Annotated in this window: 15 protein-coding genes; 2 read left to right on the top strand and 13 right to left on the bottom strand. The window is 38.7% G+C overall.

Features of this window, described 5'->3' with window-relative positions; translation table 11 throughout:
- Window positions 1-4 precede the first annotated feature (4 nt).
- Window positions 5-1,252: an aminotransferase class V-fold PLP-dependent enzyme gene (locus tag WHS63_RS08515; protein ID WP_445204736.1), complete on the top strand. Its 1,248-nt coding sequence runs from the start codon at window positions 5-7 to the stop codon at window positions 1,250-1,252.
- Window positions 1,253-1,345: 93 nt separating this feature from the next.
- Here the strand turns inward: WHS63_RS08515 and WHS63_RS08510 are convergent, their stop codons facing one another.
- The 8 genes from WHS63_RS08510 to WHS63_RS08475 form a co-directional block, all read right to left on the bottom strand.
- Window positions 1,346-2,266, bottom strand: coding sequence for a PD-(D/E)XK nuclease family protein (locus tag WHS63_RS08510; RefSeq protein ID WP_445204735.1), 921 nt, complete (start codon window positions 2,264-2,266; stop codon window positions 1,346-1,348).
- A gap of 101 nt (window positions 2,267-2,367) precedes the next feature.
- The gene (locus WHS63_RS08505) at window positions 2,368-2,670 is read right to left on the bottom strand and encodes a hypothetical protein (RefSeq protein WP_445204734.1); all 303 of its coding nucleotides are present in this window, start codon (window positions 2,668-2,670) and stop codon (window positions 2,368-2,370) included.
- Between the two features lie 18 nt (window positions 2,671-2,688).
- The gene (locus WHS63_RS08500) at window positions 2,689-2,988 is read right to left on the bottom strand and encodes a hypothetical protein (RefSeq protein WP_445204733.1); all 300 of its coding nucleotides are present in this window, start codon (window positions 2,986-2,988) and stop codon (window positions 2,689-2,691) included.
- A complete protein-coding gene (locus WHS63_RS08495; protein ID WP_445204732.1) occupies window positions 2,966-3,895 on the bottom strand; it encodes a helix-turn-helix transcriptional regulator in 930 nt (309 codons plus the stop codon). The genes WHS63_RS08500 and WHS63_RS08495 overlap by 23 nt, the downstream gene beginning before the upstream one ends.
- A 5-nt stretch (window positions 3,896-3,900) precedes the next feature.
- On the bottom strand, window positions 3,901-5,571 hold the full coding sequence (locus tag WHS63_RS08490; RefSeq protein ID WP_445204731.1) for an ATP-binding protein: 1,671 nt from the start codon (window positions 5,569-5,571) through the stop codon (window positions 3,901-3,903).
- Window positions 5,572-5,630: 59 nt separating this feature from the next.
- Complete coding sequence (locus tag WHS63_RS08485; protein WP_445204730.1) at window positions 5,631-7,799, bottom strand: DUF262 domain-containing protein; 2,169 nt, start codon at window positions 7,797-7,799, stop codon at window positions 5,631-5,633.
- Window positions 7,796-9,493, bottom strand: a complete 1,698-nt coding sequence (locus tag WHS63_RS08480; RefSeq protein ID WP_445204729.1) for a DUF262 domain-containing protein — start codon at window positions 9,491-9,493, stop codon at window positions 7,796-7,798. Before WHS63_RS08480 ends, WHS63_RS08485 begins: the two co-directional genes overlap by 4 nt.
- 4 nt (window positions 9,494-9,497) lie before the next feature.
- Window positions 9,498-9,974: a 3'-5' exonuclease gene (locus WHS63_RS08475; protein WP_445204728.1), complete on the bottom strand. Its 477-nt coding sequence runs from the start codon at window positions 9,972-9,974 to the stop codon at window positions 9,498-9,500.
- An 868-nt stretch (window positions 9,975-10,842) separates the two neighbouring features.
- Between WHS63_RS08475 and WHS63_RS08470 the strand changes: the two genes are divergently transcribed.
- Complete coding sequence (locus tag WHS63_RS08470) at window positions 10,843-11,619, top strand: energy transducer TonB family protein (RefSeq protein WP_445204727.1); 777 nt, start codon at window positions 10,843-10,845, stop codon at window positions 11,617-11,619.
- 5 nt (window positions 11,620-11,624) lie between these two features.
- Here WHS63_RS08470 and WHS63_RS08465 read toward each other — a convergent pair whose 3' ends face one another.
- The 5 genes from WHS63_RS08465 to WHS63_RS08445 all read right to left on the bottom strand — a co-directional run bounded on the left by WHS63_RS08465 (window position 11,625) and on the right by WHS63_RS08445 (window position 18,616).
- The gene (locus WHS63_RS08465) at window positions 11,625-12,839 is read right to left on the bottom strand and encodes an alanine dehydrogenase (RefSeq protein ID WP_445204726.1); all 1,215 of its coding nucleotides are present in this window, start codon (window positions 12,837-12,839) and stop codon (window positions 11,625-11,627) included.
- A gap of 114 nt (window positions 12,840-12,953) precedes the next feature.
- A complete protein-coding gene (gene tsaE, locus WHS63_RS08460) occupies window positions 12,954-13,379 on the bottom strand; it encodes a tRNA (adenosine(37)-N6)-threonylcarbamoyltransferase complex ATPase subunit type 1 TsaE (protein ID WP_369489478.1) in 426 nt (141 codons plus the stop codon).
- A gap of 1 nt (window position 13,380) precedes the next feature.
- On the bottom strand, window positions 13,381-14,931 hold the full coding sequence (gene porX / locus WHS63_RS08455; RefSeq protein ID WP_445204725.1) for a T9SS response regulator signal transducer PorX: 1,551 nt from the start codon (window positions 14,929-14,931) through the stop codon (window positions 13,381-13,383).
- 4 nt (window positions 14,932-14,935) lie between these two features.
- Window positions 14,936-17,614, bottom strand: a complete 2,679-nt coding sequence (gene porW, locus WHS63_RS08450; RefSeq protein ID WP_445204724.1) for a type IX secretion system periplasmic lipoprotein PorW/SprE — start codon at window positions 17,612-17,614, stop codon at window positions 14,936-14,938.
- 120 nt (window positions 17,615-17,734) lie between these two features.
- Window positions 17,735-18,616, bottom strand: coding sequence for a Cbp1 family collagen-binding glycoprotein adhesin (locus WHS63_RS08445; RefSeq protein WP_445204723.1), 882 nt, complete (start codon window positions 18,614-18,616; stop codon window positions 17,735-17,737).
- Between the last annotated feature and the right edge of the window lie 602 nt (window positions 18,617-19,218).

Raw genomic sequence — 19,218 nt, 5'->3', positions numbered from 1 at the left:
AGAGATGTTTAACACGAACAACGAACAACGAACAACGAACAACCTAATAAGCCGTCGCTCTGACTTCCCAATCCTTTCCCGCGAGGTTTACGGGCGGCCTTTGGTTTACTTTGACAATGGGGCAACAACCCAGAAACCCCTTTGCGTGCTGCAAACCATTGAGCGGTTCTACAGGGAGATAAACGCCAATATTCATCGTGGGGTTCATAAGCTTAGCGAGGAATCGACCCGTGAGTACGAGAATGCTCGCGAGGTTGTTCGGAAATTCCTTAATGCCCGAAAAACATCCGAGATAATATTTACCTCTGGGACTACCGCATCAATCAACCTTGTGGCATACTCGTTTGGCGAGGTGTTTGTCCGCCAGGGCGATGAGGTGCTGGTAACCGAAATGGAGCACCACTCCAACATTGTGCCCTGGCAGCTGCTCTGCGAGCGTAAGGGCGCAACCCTAAAGGTGCTTCCCTTTGATAGCAATGGCGAGCTAATGCTCAATAAATTACCCGAATTACTTACCCCAAAAACCCGTATAGTTGCTGTAACGCAGGTGTCGAACACCCTGGGAACGGTTAATCCTATAGCCGAGATTGTGCGCATAGCGCACAGCCAAAACATCCCCGTGCTGGTTGATGGCGCTCAGGGGGTAAAGCATGGTAAAATTGATGTTCAGCAGCTCGATGCCGACTTTTATGCCTTCTCGGGGCATAAGATTTATGGCCCAACCGGTATAGGTGTGCTTTACGGTAAGGAGGAATGGCTTGAGCGTATGGTGCCCTGGCAGGGTGGTGGCGATATGATTGCAACCGTATCGTTTGCCAAAACCACCTTCAACGAGTTACCGTTCAAGTTTGAGGCGGGAACAGCCAACTACATCGGCGCAGCCGGATTGGCTACAGCGCTTAACTACTATTCAAGCATAGGCCCTGATATTGCCACCGCATATGAGGATGAGCTGCTAAAATACGCTACCCAAAAGCTAACGGAGATAGATGGGCTAACCATTTACGGAAATGCACCGGAAAAGGCAGCCATCATCTCGTTTTTGCTCAACGGAATTCATCCGTACGATACCGGCATGATACTCGATAAGATGGGCATAGCCGTTCGTACAGGCAACCACTGCACCCAACCCGTTATTGATCACTTCGGCATCGATGGCACTGTGCGTGCCTCGCTGGCTTTCTATAACACCTTTGAGGAAATTGACCGACTGGTGGAAGCCCTCCATAAAGTAAAGGAGATGTTTGGCTAGGCTCCACCATTGTTTGTGTGCGTAAATTTCAGATAAAGGCTTGGGAAAAAGTCCGCAACGTTTGTAATAAAATTAGGCACTGATATTCATACTTTAATTGTAAGTTTTGTTGATTATTTTCTCAACTTCATTTACAATATCATTATAATTTTTATTTTTTTCAATATAAACTATTTTTTCATCCTTAAACCATTTTCCATTTTCATCTTTAAACCATTTTTCAATTTGCCAACCTGAATTTTTTATCCTAATTTTTAAATTAAAATGTTGTAGTCTAATTTCAAGAAACCCTTTTTTATGAAATTCACAATTAAAGGGTTTAATTTTTTCATTTATTCTTTCCTTTAAAAATGTAAAAACATCGTGTCTTTTTGAACGAATTTTTCTATTTTCAACAGTTTGTATAAAGTCCTTGAAATAATATTTATAATACATATTTTCACTTTCATATGTTGGATATAATTCTTGCAACTTTTCATTGACATTTTTAATAAAATGGCTTAAAATAATTTGTTTGAATTCATTATTCTTTTCAAAATATTCTTTAGCAGAACCAATAACTTCTTTTACGTAAGGAGTTAATATGAAATAGTAATAATGTTTATTTGGAAACTCCTTTTCTATATATTGTTTATAATCTTCGAGTGGATTATTTAAATCATGGTTTATTTTAAACTCAATACAAAAAACAAAAACATCTGAAATAATTAGAATATCAATTCTTTTCTTATTGTGAGTTAGTACCTCAGTTTTTACTTTTACTTCATTTTTATTGTATACAATTTTACCTATACATGTTTCATTATTTGCATTTTCCCCTTTATGAGTAAAATTACTTTCAAGTAAAGCGTCGATAAACAATGTTTCTAAATTGTGTTCTTCTTTTGGATTGAAGAAGAAAGCCAGCAAATTAGCAAAAGGCACTTCTTTGTTATGTACTTTCAGTATCTCCATGAAGGTCTTTTGCGGTTCATTGAAAATTATTTCTGGAATTACCATTTGTTGTCTTTGCATTGAACTTGTTTGGCATTATTATTAACGACGTATTAATTGTGGTGAATGTATTTTTTTCTTTCTAATTATCAAAGTGAATTCATGAAAATTTTATAACTTATTTAATTTGCTTTTCGAAATGCATCACACACGGTTAAGTTTCCATATTCAATCAAGTCGTCTAAGCAGAAACTTTTAAACTGGCGGTAGTCCTTAAACTCTTCAAAAGCCGATTTTGCACGAGCTATTCTCATTTTTCCCTCACCCTTAAAAGGGAAACTAAATATAAATTCAAAATTTGCATTTCTGTTATTAAGAAGTTTGAAAATAGATTTTCCTAGAAGTGTTCCTGTTAAACCTCCAAGCCCGACTAAAATTATAAAATGCTCATTTGAGTCAAACACCGATTTCACTTCATTGGGCAAAGCTATGTAGTAATTCGACTAATCATCTATGCTGTCATATTTTTTGGGAACGTTGCAGTGAATAGACTTTATTTTTGAAGGAAGCTTTGGAAATTCTTTTGATGCTATACATGTCAATTTAGCTTGCAACCCCTGATTGTAGTAATGCTCTAATGTCAGGGAACCTCCTCCTCCAAGTCCCACTACATGCAAGTTCTTATGTATTCCTTTCTTACAGAAATGTGATTGATTTGGTTCTTGTTGGAAATCATCAGAAAGCAGATGGAAATCTGCTGCTTCCAATGTTGAAGTAACATTAATCACTCTTCCCTTTTTCATTTTGATTTGGTTTATACAAGTTTAACGCTTTATTATACACTTCTTTAATGCTATTAACTAAACTTTCTGGTTTGATAACCTTAACATTCTCCCCAAATGACAGTAATTCCATAATAAAATCATGGGTGATGAATATTTTTAACTTTATTCTCAGTTCATTTTCATTTTCAAACTCTATTTGTTGAGTTTCATGAAGTGGTAAAGATTTAATATAATTCCCCTGAAAGCGACTAAAGGTCAAAATAACTTCTTGAGGCTCTTTCGCATTCGGCCCAATTATTCCAAAGCAATACCTATAATATTCATTCACATCAAAATCAATAGGATATACGAATTGTTTTTTTGTGATTACTAATTGTGTTAAACGGTCTAGAGCAAAGCTTTTAACTTTTTTATCCATTAAATCCCTAGCAAGTAAATACCATCGACTTTTAAATTCCTTAAGAGCATAGGGTTCTACAACTCGATGGGTTGACGTATTCTCCCAGAATTTTTGATAAGAAAATGATATTTGAACCTTATTTTTTATAGCATGTAGCAAACTATATAGATTTCCGGTGCCTTGAGGCCGCCGTTTTTCAAAGTGAATATAATTTGAAAGCCTGTCGCTAATATTTAAAGCGTTAAAAGTATCAAAAGCCTCTAAAATTCTCTCGTTTACTTCTGGTTGCTCGTCAAAGTCAATATAATAAACCTTTTTCGAAAAATCATATTGAATATCAATATTATAAATCGAACGAATATCTTCGATGTCCCTTTGAAATGTGCGTTTTGATACATTGAAATTGTATTCCTGCAAATCTGATTCAAAAGCGAGATAGTCAGAAATTTCCGAAAATGAAGACGGCTGTTTTCTGAGCTTTTTAATTATCAGGTTATATCGTGCAATTGATTCTCTCTTCGACATGATTTTTATGCTTTTGTGAAACCTATTCGAACTCCTCTGTTTTTTGATAATAATTCCGTTTTGCAGAAATCAAGAATACTATTAAAATCTACTGTAATACCGTGAATTATTTCATGTATCTCAACCTTTCTAACAATATTATCAATTTGGCCTCCAGAGAAATCAAAGCGGTTTGCAAGTATTTCACATTCTGATTCAGAAAGACTTGGTAATTTTGAATTCCATATTTTGGCTTTTACCGAAATATCAGGTTTTTGAAATTCAATTTTGAATAAAAAACGCCTTTCAAATGCCGAATCAAGATTTTTTGCAAGGTTGGTTGTGGCAAAAAATATACCTTCAAAACTTTCAAGTTCTTCAAGTATAATGTTTTGAATTGCATTTTCGGTTTGTGAAACATTCGAGGTGCTATTCTCTTTCCGTTTCGTAATAATTGCATCGGCTTCGTTGAACAATAAAATGGGCATTCGCTCACAGTCTTTTGCATAAGCCTTGTAATCAGTGAAAATACGTTTTATAATTTTCTCACTTTCACCAAACCACATTGATTTTGATTGACTAATATCAACTTTCACAATTTCCCTATTAGTGTCCTTAGCAACTTGAAAAACAGTTTCTGTTTTTCCTGTGCCAGGCGAACCATGCAATAAAGCAGTAATACCTTTCGGCAAACCTTTACTTTGTAATCTATTTTGCGTTTCCTTGAAATTATCTTCCTGTAACAATGTCTTTAATAAATCGAGCTGTTTACTCTCAAATTCATTAAAAAAAAGAGTTTTAGAGTTTATTTTTGCTGGTTCAATAATATTATCACGTTTCTTTATATTAGCGAAAAGTTTTAACCCTAATTCTTGTAGCATCTTAACCGAAGATTCAGATAGCTTCATTTCGGTATAACTAAAGAAATTAGCTTCGACTATTTCTAAATGATTTTGACTGATTAACTTATTTTCATTCGACATAATCTTTTGAACATATTTAACTCTTTCAGAAGGATTATCAAATATACTCTCTGTCACACGTCCAATATCAGTAGTTTCATTCCCTGTTATCGTTTCCCAAATCAAGTAAAGGAATAGATATGTATCTTCGATACTAAACTGGTAATCATTTATTTTCTTGATAAGAGGGAAATGTAAATTTGAAGAAATAAGCTCTTTAGCTTGGGCGAATAGCTCAAAAGTAGATAGTTCTTCGCTATCTCGTTGTTCGCCTAACTTATGAAATTTTTCAAGAAGTTCTATCACATCTTTAAATCCTTCACGCTCAATTACAGGCATTGGTTTATTGTTCAAGATTGCTTCTGTAATTTTCTCATTTATTGTAAACTGGTCGTTTGAAAGAGCTAATCTAACTCTGTGTGAAGATTTTTGCTTTTTTAAAATGCCCTTTGAATATAACACATCGAAATCATCACTGAATTCCAATAATTTCATTGGATTACAGTCAAAATACTCAATCAGGTCTTTCAAATCAACAGTATCACCTTTGTAATTGAGGGCGAAAACCATTGCGACAATTAATGACTGATTTCTAGAAACCTTAAAATAATCGGAAAGATGTTTTAATTCAACATCAACTTTCTCAAAAAATGCTGAATCAAGCTTGCAATCTTTTGATTGCTCATATACTTTGCCTATACTTTCCAATAATCTAAATTTTATATTCTGCTCCATATCTGTAATATTTTGAACAAAGATACTGGCAGAGTGTGACAATATATGTCGCAGTTGTTTTATACTTTAATTTCTTTGTAATTTTCACCTACAACCCTCGTTTTCTCAAGTACATATAGTATGGTTTCTTTTTCGTTTAAACATATTCTTTTATGATAGCAGTCTCTCAAAAGAGAGTCATTTTTAATTAAATGGCTTCGATAATCATTTAAAGGTGTAGCGTTCTGAATCACATTTTTTAAAATTGTGATTCTGTCATCACTCAAATTAAACGAATTGGAAATTAACTTATAAACTGCCTTTATAAACTCATCCGATTTTTTTCTGAAAGCATCTTTCCATTCATTTTCAGTATTCAATAATGAGTATCTATGAGCCCAACCAAGAGAAGATGTCCTACCGTCCCAAATTGGATATTTGCCTTGTGTTAGTAAGGCTTTTCGTAATAAATCATCCTTACTTTCAAATAACAATAAAAATTTGTCAGAAATACTGGTAAATTCTTGAATCTTATATTCCTCGCCAACTTTAGAAAAATCTAATAGAAATTTAATTTCACCTTTAAGGAAAATGTCGTCTTCTGCTTTGAATATTTGTGATTTCCAATTATTATCAGATTGTATCAATGCCGCTTTTAATTTTTCCTCCTCGATTTGTTTTGTCGCAAATCCGGATTTAAGCGTTGTACTGGAAAGAAATTCATAAATATTTTCGCATCCACTTGAAAGTTCATTGATTAAACCAATTGCACCAATAAAAGCAGAGGCACTATCAATTGTAGCATTTTGGACGATGTTCCTCACTACTCTTAGCCAATTTGAAAATGATTCGGAATCAAAGTTTTCCAAATTTACCAAGTATTGTGTTTGTGCATAGAACAATACTCTTTGGGAATAAGTAGTTTCATTTTTTTTGATAAATTCAATGAACAAGTTATTATCAATTTCTGTATCACTGTTGATTTTTACTTTTTTGGTTATACAAAAATCCCATAAAGTTACATTGGCTGGAAGTAATTCATCATTCTGATTTTTTGAGTAAACATCAAAACATTTTTTTAAATATTCAAAAGATTCTTTCGTAGGAAAATCATAAGGACTAACATCGGCAGGATTATTAAAAAGGGCTGTAATTCTGCGTTCTATTCTTTCTCTTTTAACAGCTTCGTCAGTAATATTTTTTTCTTTCTTTTCTTCGAGAATTTTTCTTGTCCTTAATTCATCTTCTGAATTTTCCAAGATTTCAAGATTTTGAGCATAGTTATTTATTGCTATACCAGCAATAAATTTTATCATCTCGTTATCAATAATATTATCTTCACCTCTATGCTTCCAAAATAAGTCTGTCCAAACTGTATCAATTCTATGTGAAAAGGTTTTTTCTGTAAGTTCCTTCCATTTTTCTTTATTATTCTCACTTAATTCAAGCTCCTTTTCAAAGACATTCTTCTTTATATGTTTTTCAAATTTGGCTTTAAAGTTCTCAAAATCAGTTAACCCTTTGCCTCTCGCATTCATTTTTATATAAAGGTCATCAGTTAAGCCTATATCATTAAGTTGCTTGAAATGAAATAAAATTGGTGGGTTTTCTGATGTCAGTTTTTGCCAAAAAATCTTTAACTCCTCATCATTTTTGCTTTGTAATCGTTCTTCAATTGCATCAAGCATTACTAACATTGCCTTTATTGTAGGGTCTTTTTTCCACGACAAAAAGAACCATTTTGAATCGTAAATTTTTTCACTTATTTTTTCCCCGATGCCCAAAAACTCTCCATTATCAACAAGCTCATTACAAAACTCTCTAGATGATATTCTTGTCTCGTAAGTAAACTTTATAAAATGCTTTTTCGTGTTCGGCAATTCACCAGTTTTTAGAGCAATATACCAGTGAAGCAGGAATAAAGTTGTTAAACGTTGTTGCCCGTCTAATGGCTGAAAAACATCTTTTTCAACATTCCCATAAACAAAATCCAATTCAAGCGAACCTTTTTCAGATTCAAGTGCTTCAATTATGCTTTCTAAGAATAAAGACCTTATTTTATTGGTTTTCTCATTTTCCCTACCTTGTGCAAAATCACGTTGAATTATCGGAATCTGAATCTTGGTCATTTCGGTAAGTAATTCCCAAAACGATGAGGAATTTAAACGTTCTACCAATTCATTGGCTAAAACCTTACCGTCAATATCTTTCATATTATTTGCAATTTTTTCGATTCTTTCAATTTTCATAGAACTTGGCTTTTAAAATTGTAAACAACTCTTTTTAAATCATCAAGATAATCAGTTCGGTCGTTTTCATTCCATATTTCAAAATCCTTCGGTTCTTTTGAATAATATTTCATAAACACATTTCTTGTACAAACAGGAATAAACGTTCCGTTTTTTTCATTCTCAATTATTTTATTCCTTTTATTTTTGAAAGAATCATTTTTATAAGAACGGTTTGTACCTCTATCAAGCAAACATAGGTTGCGAATGGTATTATCATCATCACCTAAAACATATTCGACAATTGACTGAAAATCATCTTCTGCAATTTGATTATTTTTATTAATTGCGTTCTCTATCTGTGAATTAAGCTCTAAATTAGTATGTTGTTCTGTTTTAACAAAGTTGTAAATTAACCACGTTTTTTGGTCTTTAGATTTTACTTTAACCTTAGTTGCAATTGCATGGATATGTTCAATATCCCATTTTTCTTTTTTATATCGTTCAAAAGGAAACCGAATAGTTTCATTTTTATTATTCAACATTGTTTGTATATTATGCAGTAATAAAATTTTTCGAATCAAATCCGAATGCTTTCCATATTCCAGTTCTTCCAAATTCTCACATTCAACTTTTTCTGCAATTTTGATATCAAGCAGTTTTCTAAATTCTTGTTTTTGTTTGTTTTTCACCTCTTTTAGCAATTCTGTTATATCTGAATTTGCTGAAATTAAAAACCCTATTTTATGATATAGTTCTCGGTCTGTAAACCATTCTTCAATAGTTTGAAATATCCTTTTAATTTCTTTCCAGTTTGTATCAATCTCATCTTTGCTTTTTGATTTGAATTTTTCTGAAAAGAAACGAAATGTTGAATATTGGTCGTTGCCGTTTTTTACACCATCAATATTTTTCATAATGTTGAAAAGGAACTCAATACGAGTTGGTAGCTCATTATCTGAATTATTTATAAAATACCAAAACTCATCATTTTGCAATGAGTATTCCATTCTGTCCCACTCAGATGCAATTTCTAATTGTCTTAATCTTATTTCTTCAGTATCGGAATCGGGAAAGTTTGAACTATTAAGAAAAAGGGCTTTTATTAATTCTGCGTTTGTTAATGGGATTTTCCCCATATTAATACGGGTAAAGATTTCAATTGCATCTTTTTCGGACGAAACTTCATACCAAATAACTTTCGTGCTTTCTAAAAATGGAGTAACAAACTTAGAACTTATTGAATTATAACCTTGATTTGCCTTTGTTTGAAACCATTCTTTAATTTTTTGATATGCTTGAAAGATATGAAAGTAATCAATATTTTCTTTAGATTCCTTTTCGCTCTTTAAATCAATGCTTTGTAGAAATAGTTTGCTGTTAGAGCTTTCTGTATTCCTTGTTTCATATTCTATTTCAAAACTTTTCCTTTCACTTTCTATGAAACGTTCCAAGTGCTTTAAAATCAGAAATATTGTTGTCAATCTTTGTTGACCGTCTAATACTTCGTAATGATTATTTGTTTTTTTCACAACCACAGGTTGCAAGCAATACCATTCGTTATCTTTTTTTCCTGTTTTGGTAATAAAATCCCAAACATCATTTAATAAATCTTCAACCTGTCTTTCAGTCCAGCGATAACCTCTTTGATATGAAGGAATAAAGAATTTATTTTCTAAAAGTTCTCCGATTGTCTTTTCTGTTAAACAACTCATATATCTATCTCTTTTGTAAATGAATTAAAAACAATTCCGCACAAGCTCTTGCATCACTCAAAGCATCATGATGGTCTAAATGGATTTTGTAAAAATTGCATAAAGATGCAAGATTATCTTTAAAAATACGGTATGTGCAATATTTTTCATAATCAGGCGCTTGCATTCCGTAATATTCAAGAGTTTTATTTAATACTGGAAAATCAAAAGACAAACCGTTATGGGCAACAACGGTTTGCTCTTTAATAAATGGTTCTATTTTATGCCAAACTTTATCAAAAGTCGGTTCTTTGGCGGTATCATCAGGTGTAATTCCATGAATATCAATAAACCTATCCCAATAGTAATTGTTGGGTGGTTGTACCAATAGGTTTACTTCATTTGTTATTTTCCCATGCTCAACTCTAACAAGTCCAACTTGACAAATACTCCAACGGTAACCTTGTGCAGTTTCAAAATCAATAGCAGTAAAACAATCCATATTATTTATAATGCTGGTGCATGTTTTCCTTTTTTCTGCTCCATTTGGATGACGAGAACAACTACTAGCTGTTAAGCTGGAAATACTTGATGATTTTGTGCCACAATACTTACAAACATATTGTGATTTTTCTCCACCTTCATAAAGTTTGTGTTTTCCTTTACCTGGTCCATGGGTGTCGTGGACATGAACTTGCTGTTAAGCTTGAAACGCTTGATGATTTAGTTTCGCAATACTCGCAATAAAAATAGCCATAAGTTTTTTAGTTTTAATTTACGCCTACTCTAAAAGTTTTCGGTATTCCTTATTTAGGGTCAAAATTAAATTTCAAGTCAGCCAATCCATGTCGTACTGTTGCAATTTTCTTTGTGCGGTGGAACAAACAGCTCTTTTGCAAATTTTGGTCGTGAGTCTGCTTGTGCGATTTGCAAATGTGCTGTTTTGTGCGTCGGCTGTTTCCACTGTCTTGTCTTTTTGCAGCAAAATTACTGCTGTGTCGTTTTTTTTCGGCTTGTTGCTAACTCGTTTATATGTATGATAAGAATCATACTAATTGCTAAATTAAAGAATCATTTCAAATTATCAAAAGGACATTAATTTTTCCATACTATTACCAGGTATATGTGTGTATTTCAGTTGATTTACTACCATTGCTCAAGCAATAGTGGTTTGCCATCCTGTGCATTAAGTCAAACTTTAACGGGTTAGGCTGCTCTACTTGCAAGAAAATTATCAAATAGTCTATTCCCTCACTAGAACCTTAACACAACGGCTAAAAGCAAACATCATATCTTATTTTCATTATCGCTAGCCAATTTTCCCGCTAAGACACTATATTTGTGAGGTAAATAGTATAGCTGCCTCCATAATGCCCTTTGCCCAGAAAATAGAGGATGCCATTGAGCGGTTTTACTCGGCCATAACGGTGGGGGTTAACCACCATAAGGTTGGGATACTGAGCACTATTGTTGTGCACCTGCTTTTGATTGTTGTTTTTTTGGTGCTAAAAATTGAAACCCGCAAGGAGTACTACGGCTCAACCATCGAGATGGAGTTTGAGGAGCCCAAGGAGGAGGCTATTGTTCAGCAAAAGCTTGAGCCCACACTCCCGCCCGATGTGCTAAAACCGGAGTATGAGACTGAGGCCATACGAAACTTTGCTGTTGATGCCTCAAAAAGCGATTTGAACGCTGGCCTGAGCGACGAAAAGAATACCGATGCCGATGAGCTTTACCGCGAGGCCAATCAGGTGTACGAGCGCATGCAGCAGAACCGGGAGCTTTACGAGCAGTCGCAAAAGGATATCGAGGCAAACATACCCAATACACCCGAAAAGACAGTGCCAAAATCGAAGGAGGGCCAGTATAAGGGGCCAACCGTGGTTTCGTACTACCTCTTAGGCCGTAAGGCCTTGCACCTGCCTGTCCCTTCGTATAAATGCGAGCTTGGCGGGCAGGTTGTGGTTAACATTGAGGTAAAGCCCGATGGACGGGTAGCCGATGCGGTTATCGACAGGGCCAACTCGGTAAACGACGACTGCATAAATCAGGCAGCCATTCAGGCAGCCATGGCAAGTATTTTTACTTCCGTTTCGGGAACTGCGCGCCAGCGGGGTAGTATTACCTACCTTTTTGTCCCCCAGTAATGTTCCTAAAAGGCAGCCATGAGCAGGTTGATATCGCGCGAGGGGATATCGTAAAGCTTGCCCAGATACTCGTTTGTAAGAATACCGTTAAACAGGTAAACTCCATGGCGTAGGCCGCTGTCCTCCTTGAGTTGCGAAAGCAAGCCGCCACTCTGTGCAATTTGAAGCATTAGGGGAACAAAAACGTTACTCATGGCAATTGAGGCTGTTCGGGCCACACGGGCAGTGATGTTTGGCACACAGTAGTGGATTACCCCATGCTTAACATACGAGGGGTTGCTATGGTCGCGTATCTCCGAGGTTTCAAAGCATCCTCCACGGTCAATTCCCAGGTCAATAATTACAGCACCACGTTTCATTAACCTAACCTGGTCCTCCGATACCAGGTAGCTTAGGTTGGTTTCATCGGGGGCTAAGGTTCCAATTACAACATCGGCGGTTTTCAGAACCTTGTCAAGCACCTGCTTGTGATATATTGAGGTGAAAAGGCGTTGCCCTAGAATATTTTGTATATCCATCAGCTTCTTGATGGAGTTGTCGAATATTTTTACAGTGGCTCCTAGTCCAAGCGCTGCACGTGCAGCATACTCACCGGCAGTGCCAGCTCCCAGTATAACCACCTCAGTGGGCGATATTCCTGTTAGCCCACCTAGCATTACACCTTTCCCTTTATTCACGTTGCTAAGGTACTCGGCGGCAACCAGCACCGATGTACTCCCGGCAATGGAGCTCATGGCCCGAACAAACGGGAATTCGCCGTCAGCATCGGATATGCTCTCAAAGGCAATGGCCGTAACACGCTTCTGGATAAGGCTTTTGAGGTAGTCGCCGGTGTGGTTGTTCAGGTGCAGCGATGAGAGTACCGATTGGTTTTCGCGCAGGTATTCATACTCCTTAGGGGTAAGGGGTGCCACCTTGAGAACAATATCGCTTTGGTAAACCTCCGATGCCGTGGCTACTATGCTTGCACCTTTCTCGCTGTACTCCATGTCGGAGTAGTTAGCCTGCCTTCCGGCATCCTTTTCAATGATGATTTGATGCCCGCTCTGTACAAGTATCTCAACGGCTTCGGGCGTTAACGGAATTCGACTCTCGGTGGGGTCAACCTCTTTGGGTATTCCAATAATAAGCTGTTTGTACTTCTTCTTATATTCAATGCGTTCCTCCTGAACTAGCAATCCCTTTGCATGGGGAAACTCGGAAAATTTAGGACTGTTCATGCCCGTTAGTTTTTTAAAAATGCAAGTTAGCACATATTAGCTTATGCACAAACCTGTTAGGGTATAAAAGCAATATGTAAGATTTTTACGATTTACAAAGGTTTAAGGTTATAGCTAATCCGATATTTGTAATGTGCGGCTTCCGTCGGCATTCACAGCAATTTGGATGTTTACAACCCCTTGGGTTGGGAGGATCTGCTCAATGAGTTCCGGCCATTCAATCAGGCATAGGGCTTCGGGGTTATAAAAGTACTCCTCGTAACCAAAATCGTAAACTTCATCAATACGTTTAATGCGGTAAAAGTCGAAATGGTACACGGGCTTGCCGTTTCGGTCGGTGTACTCATTAACCAGCGCAAACGATGGGCTTGTAACCACATCGGCAACGCCAAGCGCCTTACAGATTGCCCTTATAAGGGTAGTTTTGCCGGCTCCCATTGTGCCGTAAAAGCAAACTATGTTTTTACCATGAATAGCGTTCAATACCCTTTGGGCTGCCTCGTCAATCTGCTGTATGCTTTTTATTTCAATGGTGGTCATATTACCTCTTTATGGGGTTAAGGGTTACAAGCGGAACTATCATCTCTTCAAGCGATATGCCTCCATGCTGGAATGTGTCGCGGTAGTACGATGCGTAGTAGTTAAAGTTATTGGGGTAGGCCAAAAAATCGTTTCCCAGGGCAAAGATAAACGAGGAGCTAATGTTGGGTTTGGGCAGATGCGCCTCCTCGGGCTTGCGAATCTCAAAAACTTCTTTGGGGTTGTAGTTTAAGCTTCGTCCCAGCTTATAGCGGAGGTTTGTTGATGTGGCTCTATCGCCAACTACCTTCACCGGATTTTTTACGCGAATTGCGCCATGGTCAGTTGTGAGCACCACCTGTACGCCCTGGCTTGCGGCTTGGTCCAAAAACTTCTTTAGGTCGGAGTGCAGGAACCACGAGCGGGTTAGCGATAGGTAAGCCGATTCGTCGGCGGCCAACCCGCGCATCATCTCGGAATCGGTTCGGGAGTGCGACATTACGTCCACAAAGTTGTAAACCAGCACCGCAAGGTTGCTTCCTAAAAACTCCTTGATGTTTAGGCCTCCGGCAATACCCTTCAGGGTATCGGTTTTTATATAAGTGAAGTTAGTGTTTAGTCCAAGCCGCTGAAGCTGTGCAGTAAGTAGCTGTTTCTCAAAAAGGTTTTTACCTTCATCCTCCTCGTCGAAAACCCATAAATCGGGGTAGGTTTTATGGATTTCGAGTGGCATCAAACCTGAAAAAAGCGCATTGCGGGCGTACTGAGTGGCAGTAGGGAGTATGCTGAAATAGGTATCCTCACTGCTAACCTGCCAGCTTTCGGCAATTATGGGTTCAATGGTTTTCCATTGGTCGTAGCGGAGGTTATCAATTACCAGTAGCAGAACCTTGCTGCCGGAGCTGATAATGGGAAAAACTTTGCTTTTCAGAACCGATGGTGAGAGCAAGGGTTTGTCTCCTTGGGTTTGGAACCATTGCAGGTAGTTTGCCTTAACAAATTTACCAAAAACCTGATTGGCTTCCTCGAACTGCATCTCGAGCATCTGCTTGAGGTTTGAGTCCGGATTACCCGATAGCTTTACCTGCCACATGGCAAGCTTTCGGTATATCTCTGTCCAGTCCAGGTGGGTTTTAGCGGCCGAAATTAAGTCCGATATCAACCTAAACTCATTTCGGTAGTCGGCAAGCTGCTTTTCGGTTACCAGTTCCTTGCCATGAATAAACTTTTTTACAACCAGCAGCACCTGCTTGGGGTTAACGGGTTTAATAAGGTAATCGGATATTTGTGCACCCACCGCCATGTCCATGATATTCTCCTCCTCGCTTTTGGTAACCATAACCACAGGCAGCGCCGATTTTATCGCCTTAATTTTTGGGAGGGTTTCAAGCCCTCCAATTCCGGGCATGTTTTCGTCCAGGAACACCAAATCGATAGGGTTCTGGCTTACCAGCTCAAGTGCATCGTGTCCGTTGCTGGCGGTAAGAACATGGTAGCCCTTTTGCTCCAGAAAAATGATATGCGGACGGAGCAAATCAATCTCATCATCTACCCATAGAATGGTGGGCTGCATTGTTCTACTCTGTTTTATAGTTTGCCTTAAAGAAGTTCAGGTAATCGGGTATCGATTTATCGCTCAAAAAGCGTGCAAAGTTATCGATACTTATCACAAACATTTGGTAATCGGTAGGTTTAAGTCCTGCAAACACTTTTGGCTCCTTGCTTATCATCTTAAAGTACTTTATGGCCGTTTGTTTATCCTTCAAACCCGTACACGTAATCATCTCAATGTAATCGGTAAAGGGTTGATTGGCTACATTGAGGTCGGCATCAAGGAATTCATCAACATTAAATGAGATGATGTTGAATTTGGTTTGGTTGATGTTGGAGCGATTGGGAACCAGCATCACAAACATGTGCTCGCCATCGGTAGTTGAATAAATTGATGCTTGTATTTCGGTTTGCGGGGTTACCGGAGCAATATCCAAATCGGTTTGCCCGGAAATGAGCTGCAGCTCGCGCTGCTCTACCTGTTTCAGCATCACTTCAGCTAACTGACCCTCCTCTGTTTTGGGGAAGTTTGCAGCCAGATTGGAAAGAGAGGTTTTGAACACCTTAAGTTCCGCAGTTTTTGCCTGGCAAAGCGCTTCAAGCAGCATAAACTTTGGCTCAAGGGGAGTGTTCTTAGTTTTTGCTAAGCCCCCTTGTACGATGCTTAGGGCCTCGGAGAGTTGACCCTTGGTGTAAAACTCATACGCTTTTTGGTAAAGGGCTTCGCCCTCATTCTGCTGCTTGCTCAGCTGCTCAAAATAGGCCGGGTTTGAGAGGAGTATTGCATAAGGGCTTTTGGGGTAATTTGTAATAAGCGTACTCCTGAAAAGGGCTGCATCGTCCTGCCGGTTATACTGCGATGCCATACGGTATAGCCTGTAGTATGCATTTGCAGCAATATCGAGTTCAGCAAATCGCTGCGCAAGCTTTAGGTATGCTGCTTTAGCCTCGTTATAATCGGAAAGGTTAACCTCGTAAATTTCAGCAACCCTGAGCATGGCGTTTTTAATTTTCTCAACGGAAAGCTGTTTCAGCGAGTCGCTGAAAGGTAGGTTAACCAGGTAGTACTCGGGTGTTTTAGGCGATAGTTGCTTTTGGGGCTCTTGTCCTGAGGTGTTCCCGGTTCCAGCCACTGTAACCTCGTCGCTGCTGAGCACCCGTTTGTTTTTTCGGCGCCAGTTGTCCTCAAGCTTACGCTTGCCCCACTTCATCTGAAACTCCGATTGTCCGTAGCTTAGCGATGCCTGGTTGTAGAAATACCATTTGCCACCCTCCTGGGTGTTCTCGGTTCGGTATCGCTGGGTTTGCTGGTAAAGCAGGGATTGGTTCCTTTCTTCCTGCTCCATTGCACGAGCTCGCTGTTCCTCAACTTCAATGTTGGCTATAATGGCTTTGATAAGGGCATCGCGCTCCTCCTTGGGCATGGCTGCAATCCTTAACAGGCTATCCTCGGTTTTAATGGTGGTAATGTTTTCAACCAGTGAGTTGAGGTATTTTGCTTTCTGCTCAATTCGTTCAAACTCGGGGTAGGTATTATCCAACGAGTTGTATGAGCTATCGTAGTAGGCCTGGGCGCGGGTGTAGTCGTTCTTTGAAAAGTAGTAGTCGGCCAGTACCAGGTACGACATTCCCTTTTGGTTGCTATTGCTTTTGCTATGCTTTGCTGATAGGGTATAGTACTCAATTGCTTTATCGATATTGCCATCTTTTTTCTCCAGATTTCCAAGGGTGAAATAGAGCTGGTCAAGGTAATCGGCGTTTTTAGCGTCCTTGGATAGCTTGATAAGTTCACGCTTAAGTTCGTCGCCCTGTTTTTGGCTAAGCGCAATCATTTGGATGCGTGCGCTAAAGGCCATATCGTAGGCGGGGTTCAACCTCAGAACTTTTTGGTAGGCAACCAGGGCTTCGCCATTTTTCCCAACCTGCTGTAGGGTTTGGGCAAGAATGTAGGTGTACCTAATTTTATCGTTCCTTTTGGGGGCGAGCTCAATGGCTTTCCTAAGGTGTGGGAGAATTGCATCGGGTTGCTGCTGCTTTTGGTAGTAGTAAGACCATGTTGATGAAAGAAGATGGTTAAACTCCTTGTTACGAGGGCGCTTACGGTTACTTTCAACCGATTTTAGCCTATCCTGCGCATCAACATAATCGCCCTCCAGAATTGCAACTCGTGCCAACCAAACCTGTGCCTCAAACCATATGGGTAATCCAGGAAACTGCCTGATGACAAACTCAAATGTTGAGCGGGCTTTAGTCAAGTCCTGTTTCCATGTATGAGCTTTACCAACCAGCAGCCACGATTCCCTTGCCCATTTAACATACTCGTTAAGGCTCATGAAATCCTTTTCTTTAGGGCTTAGGGTGTTCTTGGTACGTGCCGGTTTTACGGTTATCGAGTGCCGCGCCAGTAGCATGGTACACTTGTTGAGAGTGCGCTCCATATCGCTTGATACAATTCCGGGCACTTGGCTTTCGCCTATCAGCAAAACAGGTAATGGCAGGGTGTAATTGTAGTTTATTCCTTTTTCGGCTTTATAGGTACCGCTTTTGTAGCTATCGTAGGCGTTGTAGTAGTAATTGTAATATGAGGTTAGATTATGGTAGTTTCGGCTCACAAACGTATTCTTTTGTGTTGAGCACGACCATACCCCTAATAGTAAAACAATGCTTAACAGTAGCAGCAATCGGGTGTAACTTGATTTTATCAATTCAAAACAATTTTGCATTACAAAAACGGATAATAGCCCCAAAAAGTATACAGGGGCACAATATTACAAATAATTGTGGACTTTGGGTTTAATTCCTTTACCTTCTTCAACGGAAAAACGCTACTCTACCTCAATTACCAAATACTTTGAAACCGACCAGAATTTTTGGGTATCGGTAATTTTAAGCTCTTCAATTATTCCCTTCTCGTTGGTTGTTAGGGTATACGACTCCTTGGGATGGGTTGTAACAACAGTCACTTTTTTGGCCGAAAGAGGGATGCTCACGGTTTTAGTTATATCGATACGTACAAAGTAGTTCTGGTTAAATTCAGCTTTCATTTTGCTCGATTTGCCAATCCCTAGGAAACCACCGGTTTTGTCGATAACTTTATTATCAATCAGCTCCCGCCTTGTGCCAATGGCGTACCAGGCCGTGTTGAGCTGTTCGGTTTGGCTTTGAATTTTTACACTCATCTCAACCTTTTCCTCCATTAGCGTATCGATGCGCGCATTTAGCTGGGTTACTGTAAAGTTAAGTTGGGTAAGATTTTCCTTAAGCTGTTCAATTTCATGTTCCTTCTCCTCAAGCTGTTGGGTAACATTGGCAATCATTCGTTCAAACTCAGCCACCTTAAGGTTAGCTTCTTTCAGTTTTTTTCGTAGTGCCGCAATGGTTTGGCGGTTCTTATCCATCAGCATGTTGATGGTTTGGATATCCTCATCAATTTGTTGGCGCACATCGGGCTTTAGCTCACTACCAGCAATGGCATTCTTGCTAATGGTTTGCTCCTTCTGCTTAATAACACTCAGGTTTTGCTCAATCTCACCCATAAAGGCGAAAAACTGATTAATGGTAGAATCTTTAATTCTTGCCTCGTTGCGTAAGGCTTCGTTTTCCTTGGTGAGTAGTTCAATCTTTTTCTTGCTTGAACCATCGCACGATACCAGCAAATAGGCAAACATTATTACAATAGTTACTCTTGCTATACCCAGTGCTTTCATATGTGTAAAATAATTGGTTTGAAGTGTGCAATTTAGGTAAAACTTTGTTTAGTTGAGTTTTAGGGAGCAGGAATTTTGGGAATAAACTGGATAGCATAAAATTTTTATGAATCACTACTGTTCTGCTAAAGATTTTTGGTATTTGTCATGCTGAGCAGCGCCGAAGCATCTCTTGGAACATTCAACCCTTTTGATTGTTTTACGGCAATCTCTCTTTGCCATGCATTTATGTTGCGATGCAACGTTTCAGTGGTGCTCTTTGGAAAAGGTATTGCGTGCATTGCTTTACAGTAGGATAAGCCATGGAGTTACAAATGTTTAGCCCCTATGGGGCTGGAAGCGTTATTCGTTGTTCTTGAAACTATTGTCATGCTGAGCACAGCCGAAGCATCTCTTTATACTTTCATTCCCTCTATTAATGAAATTCCTCAACCAATAGGAATGCCATAAGCAGTGGCATAAAAGCCTGACCCGGCAATGGGTCGGGGGTGGAACGTGGCGGTGGGTCTAGTAAGCGATACCACATGAGTCACGCCGCAGGCGTGGCGAATAGTATCGCGCAGCAGTTCCACCCTCGGGGCACCCATCGGGTTAGGCATTTC

Source organism: Tenuifilum sp., from assembly GCF_037481895.1.
In the GTDB taxonomy this organism is placed as follows: domain Bacteria; phylum Bacteroidota; class Bacteroidia; order Bacteroidales; family Tenuifilaceae; genus Tenuifilum; species Tenuifilum osseticum.
The sequence above is the reverse complement of the archived record's forward strand: the minus strand, read 5'-3'. Positions and strand labels throughout refer to the sequence as shown.

Bases quoted from the DNA above. Each gene is read 5' to 3' on its own strand.
- WHS63_RS08485 (WP_445204730.1), bottom strand. From the start codon at position 7,799: ATGAAAATTGAAAGAATCGAAAAAATTGCAAATAATATGAAAGATATT.
- WHS63_RS08490 (WP_445204731.1), bottom strand. From the start codon at position 5,571: ATGGAGCAGAATATAAAATTTAGATTATTGGAAAGTATAGGCAAAGTA.
- tsaE (WP_369489478.1), bottom strand. From the start codon at position 13,379: ATGACCACCATTGAAATAAAAAGCATACAGCAGATTGACGAGGCAGCC.
- WHS63_RS08465 (WP_445204726.1), bottom strand. From the start codon at position 12,839: ATGAACAGTCCTAAATTTTCCGAGTTTCCCCATGCAAAGGGATTGCTA.
- WHS63_RS08500 (WP_445204733.1), bottom strand. From the start codon at position 2,988: ATGAAAAAGGGAAGAGTGATTAATGTTACTTCAACATTGGAAGCAGCA.
- WHS63_RS08475 (WP_445204728.1), bottom strand. From the start codon at position 9,974: ATGGATTGTTTTACTGCTATTGATTTTGAAACTGCACAAGGTTACCGT.
- WHS63_RS08445 (WP_445204723.1), bottom strand. From the start codon at position 18,616: ATGAAAGCACTGGGTATAGCAAGAGTAACTATTGTAATAATGTTTGCC.
- WHS63_RS08495 (WP_445204732.1), bottom strand. From the start codon at position 3,895: ATGTCGAAGAGAGAATCAATTGCACGATATAACCTGATAATTAAAAAG.
- WHS63_RS08510 (WP_445204735.1), bottom strand. From the start codon at position 2,266: ATGCAAAGACAACAAATGGTAATTCCAGAAATAATTTTCAATGAACCG.
- WHS63_RS08480 (WP_445204729.1), bottom strand. From the start codon at position 9,493: ATGAGTTGTTTAACAGAAAAGACAATCGGAGAACTTTTAGAAAATAAA.
- WHS63_RS08515 (WP_445204736.1), top strand. From the start codon at position 5: ATGTTTAACACGAACAACGAACAACGAACAACGAACAACCTAATAAGC.
- WHS63_RS08470 (WP_445204727.1), top strand. From the start codon at position 10,843: ATGCCCTTTGCCCAGAAAATAGAGGATGCCATTGAGCGGTTTTACTCG.
- porX (WP_445204725.1), bottom strand. From the start codon at position 14,931: ATGCAGCCCACCATTCTATGGGTAGATGATGAGATTGATTTGCTCCGT.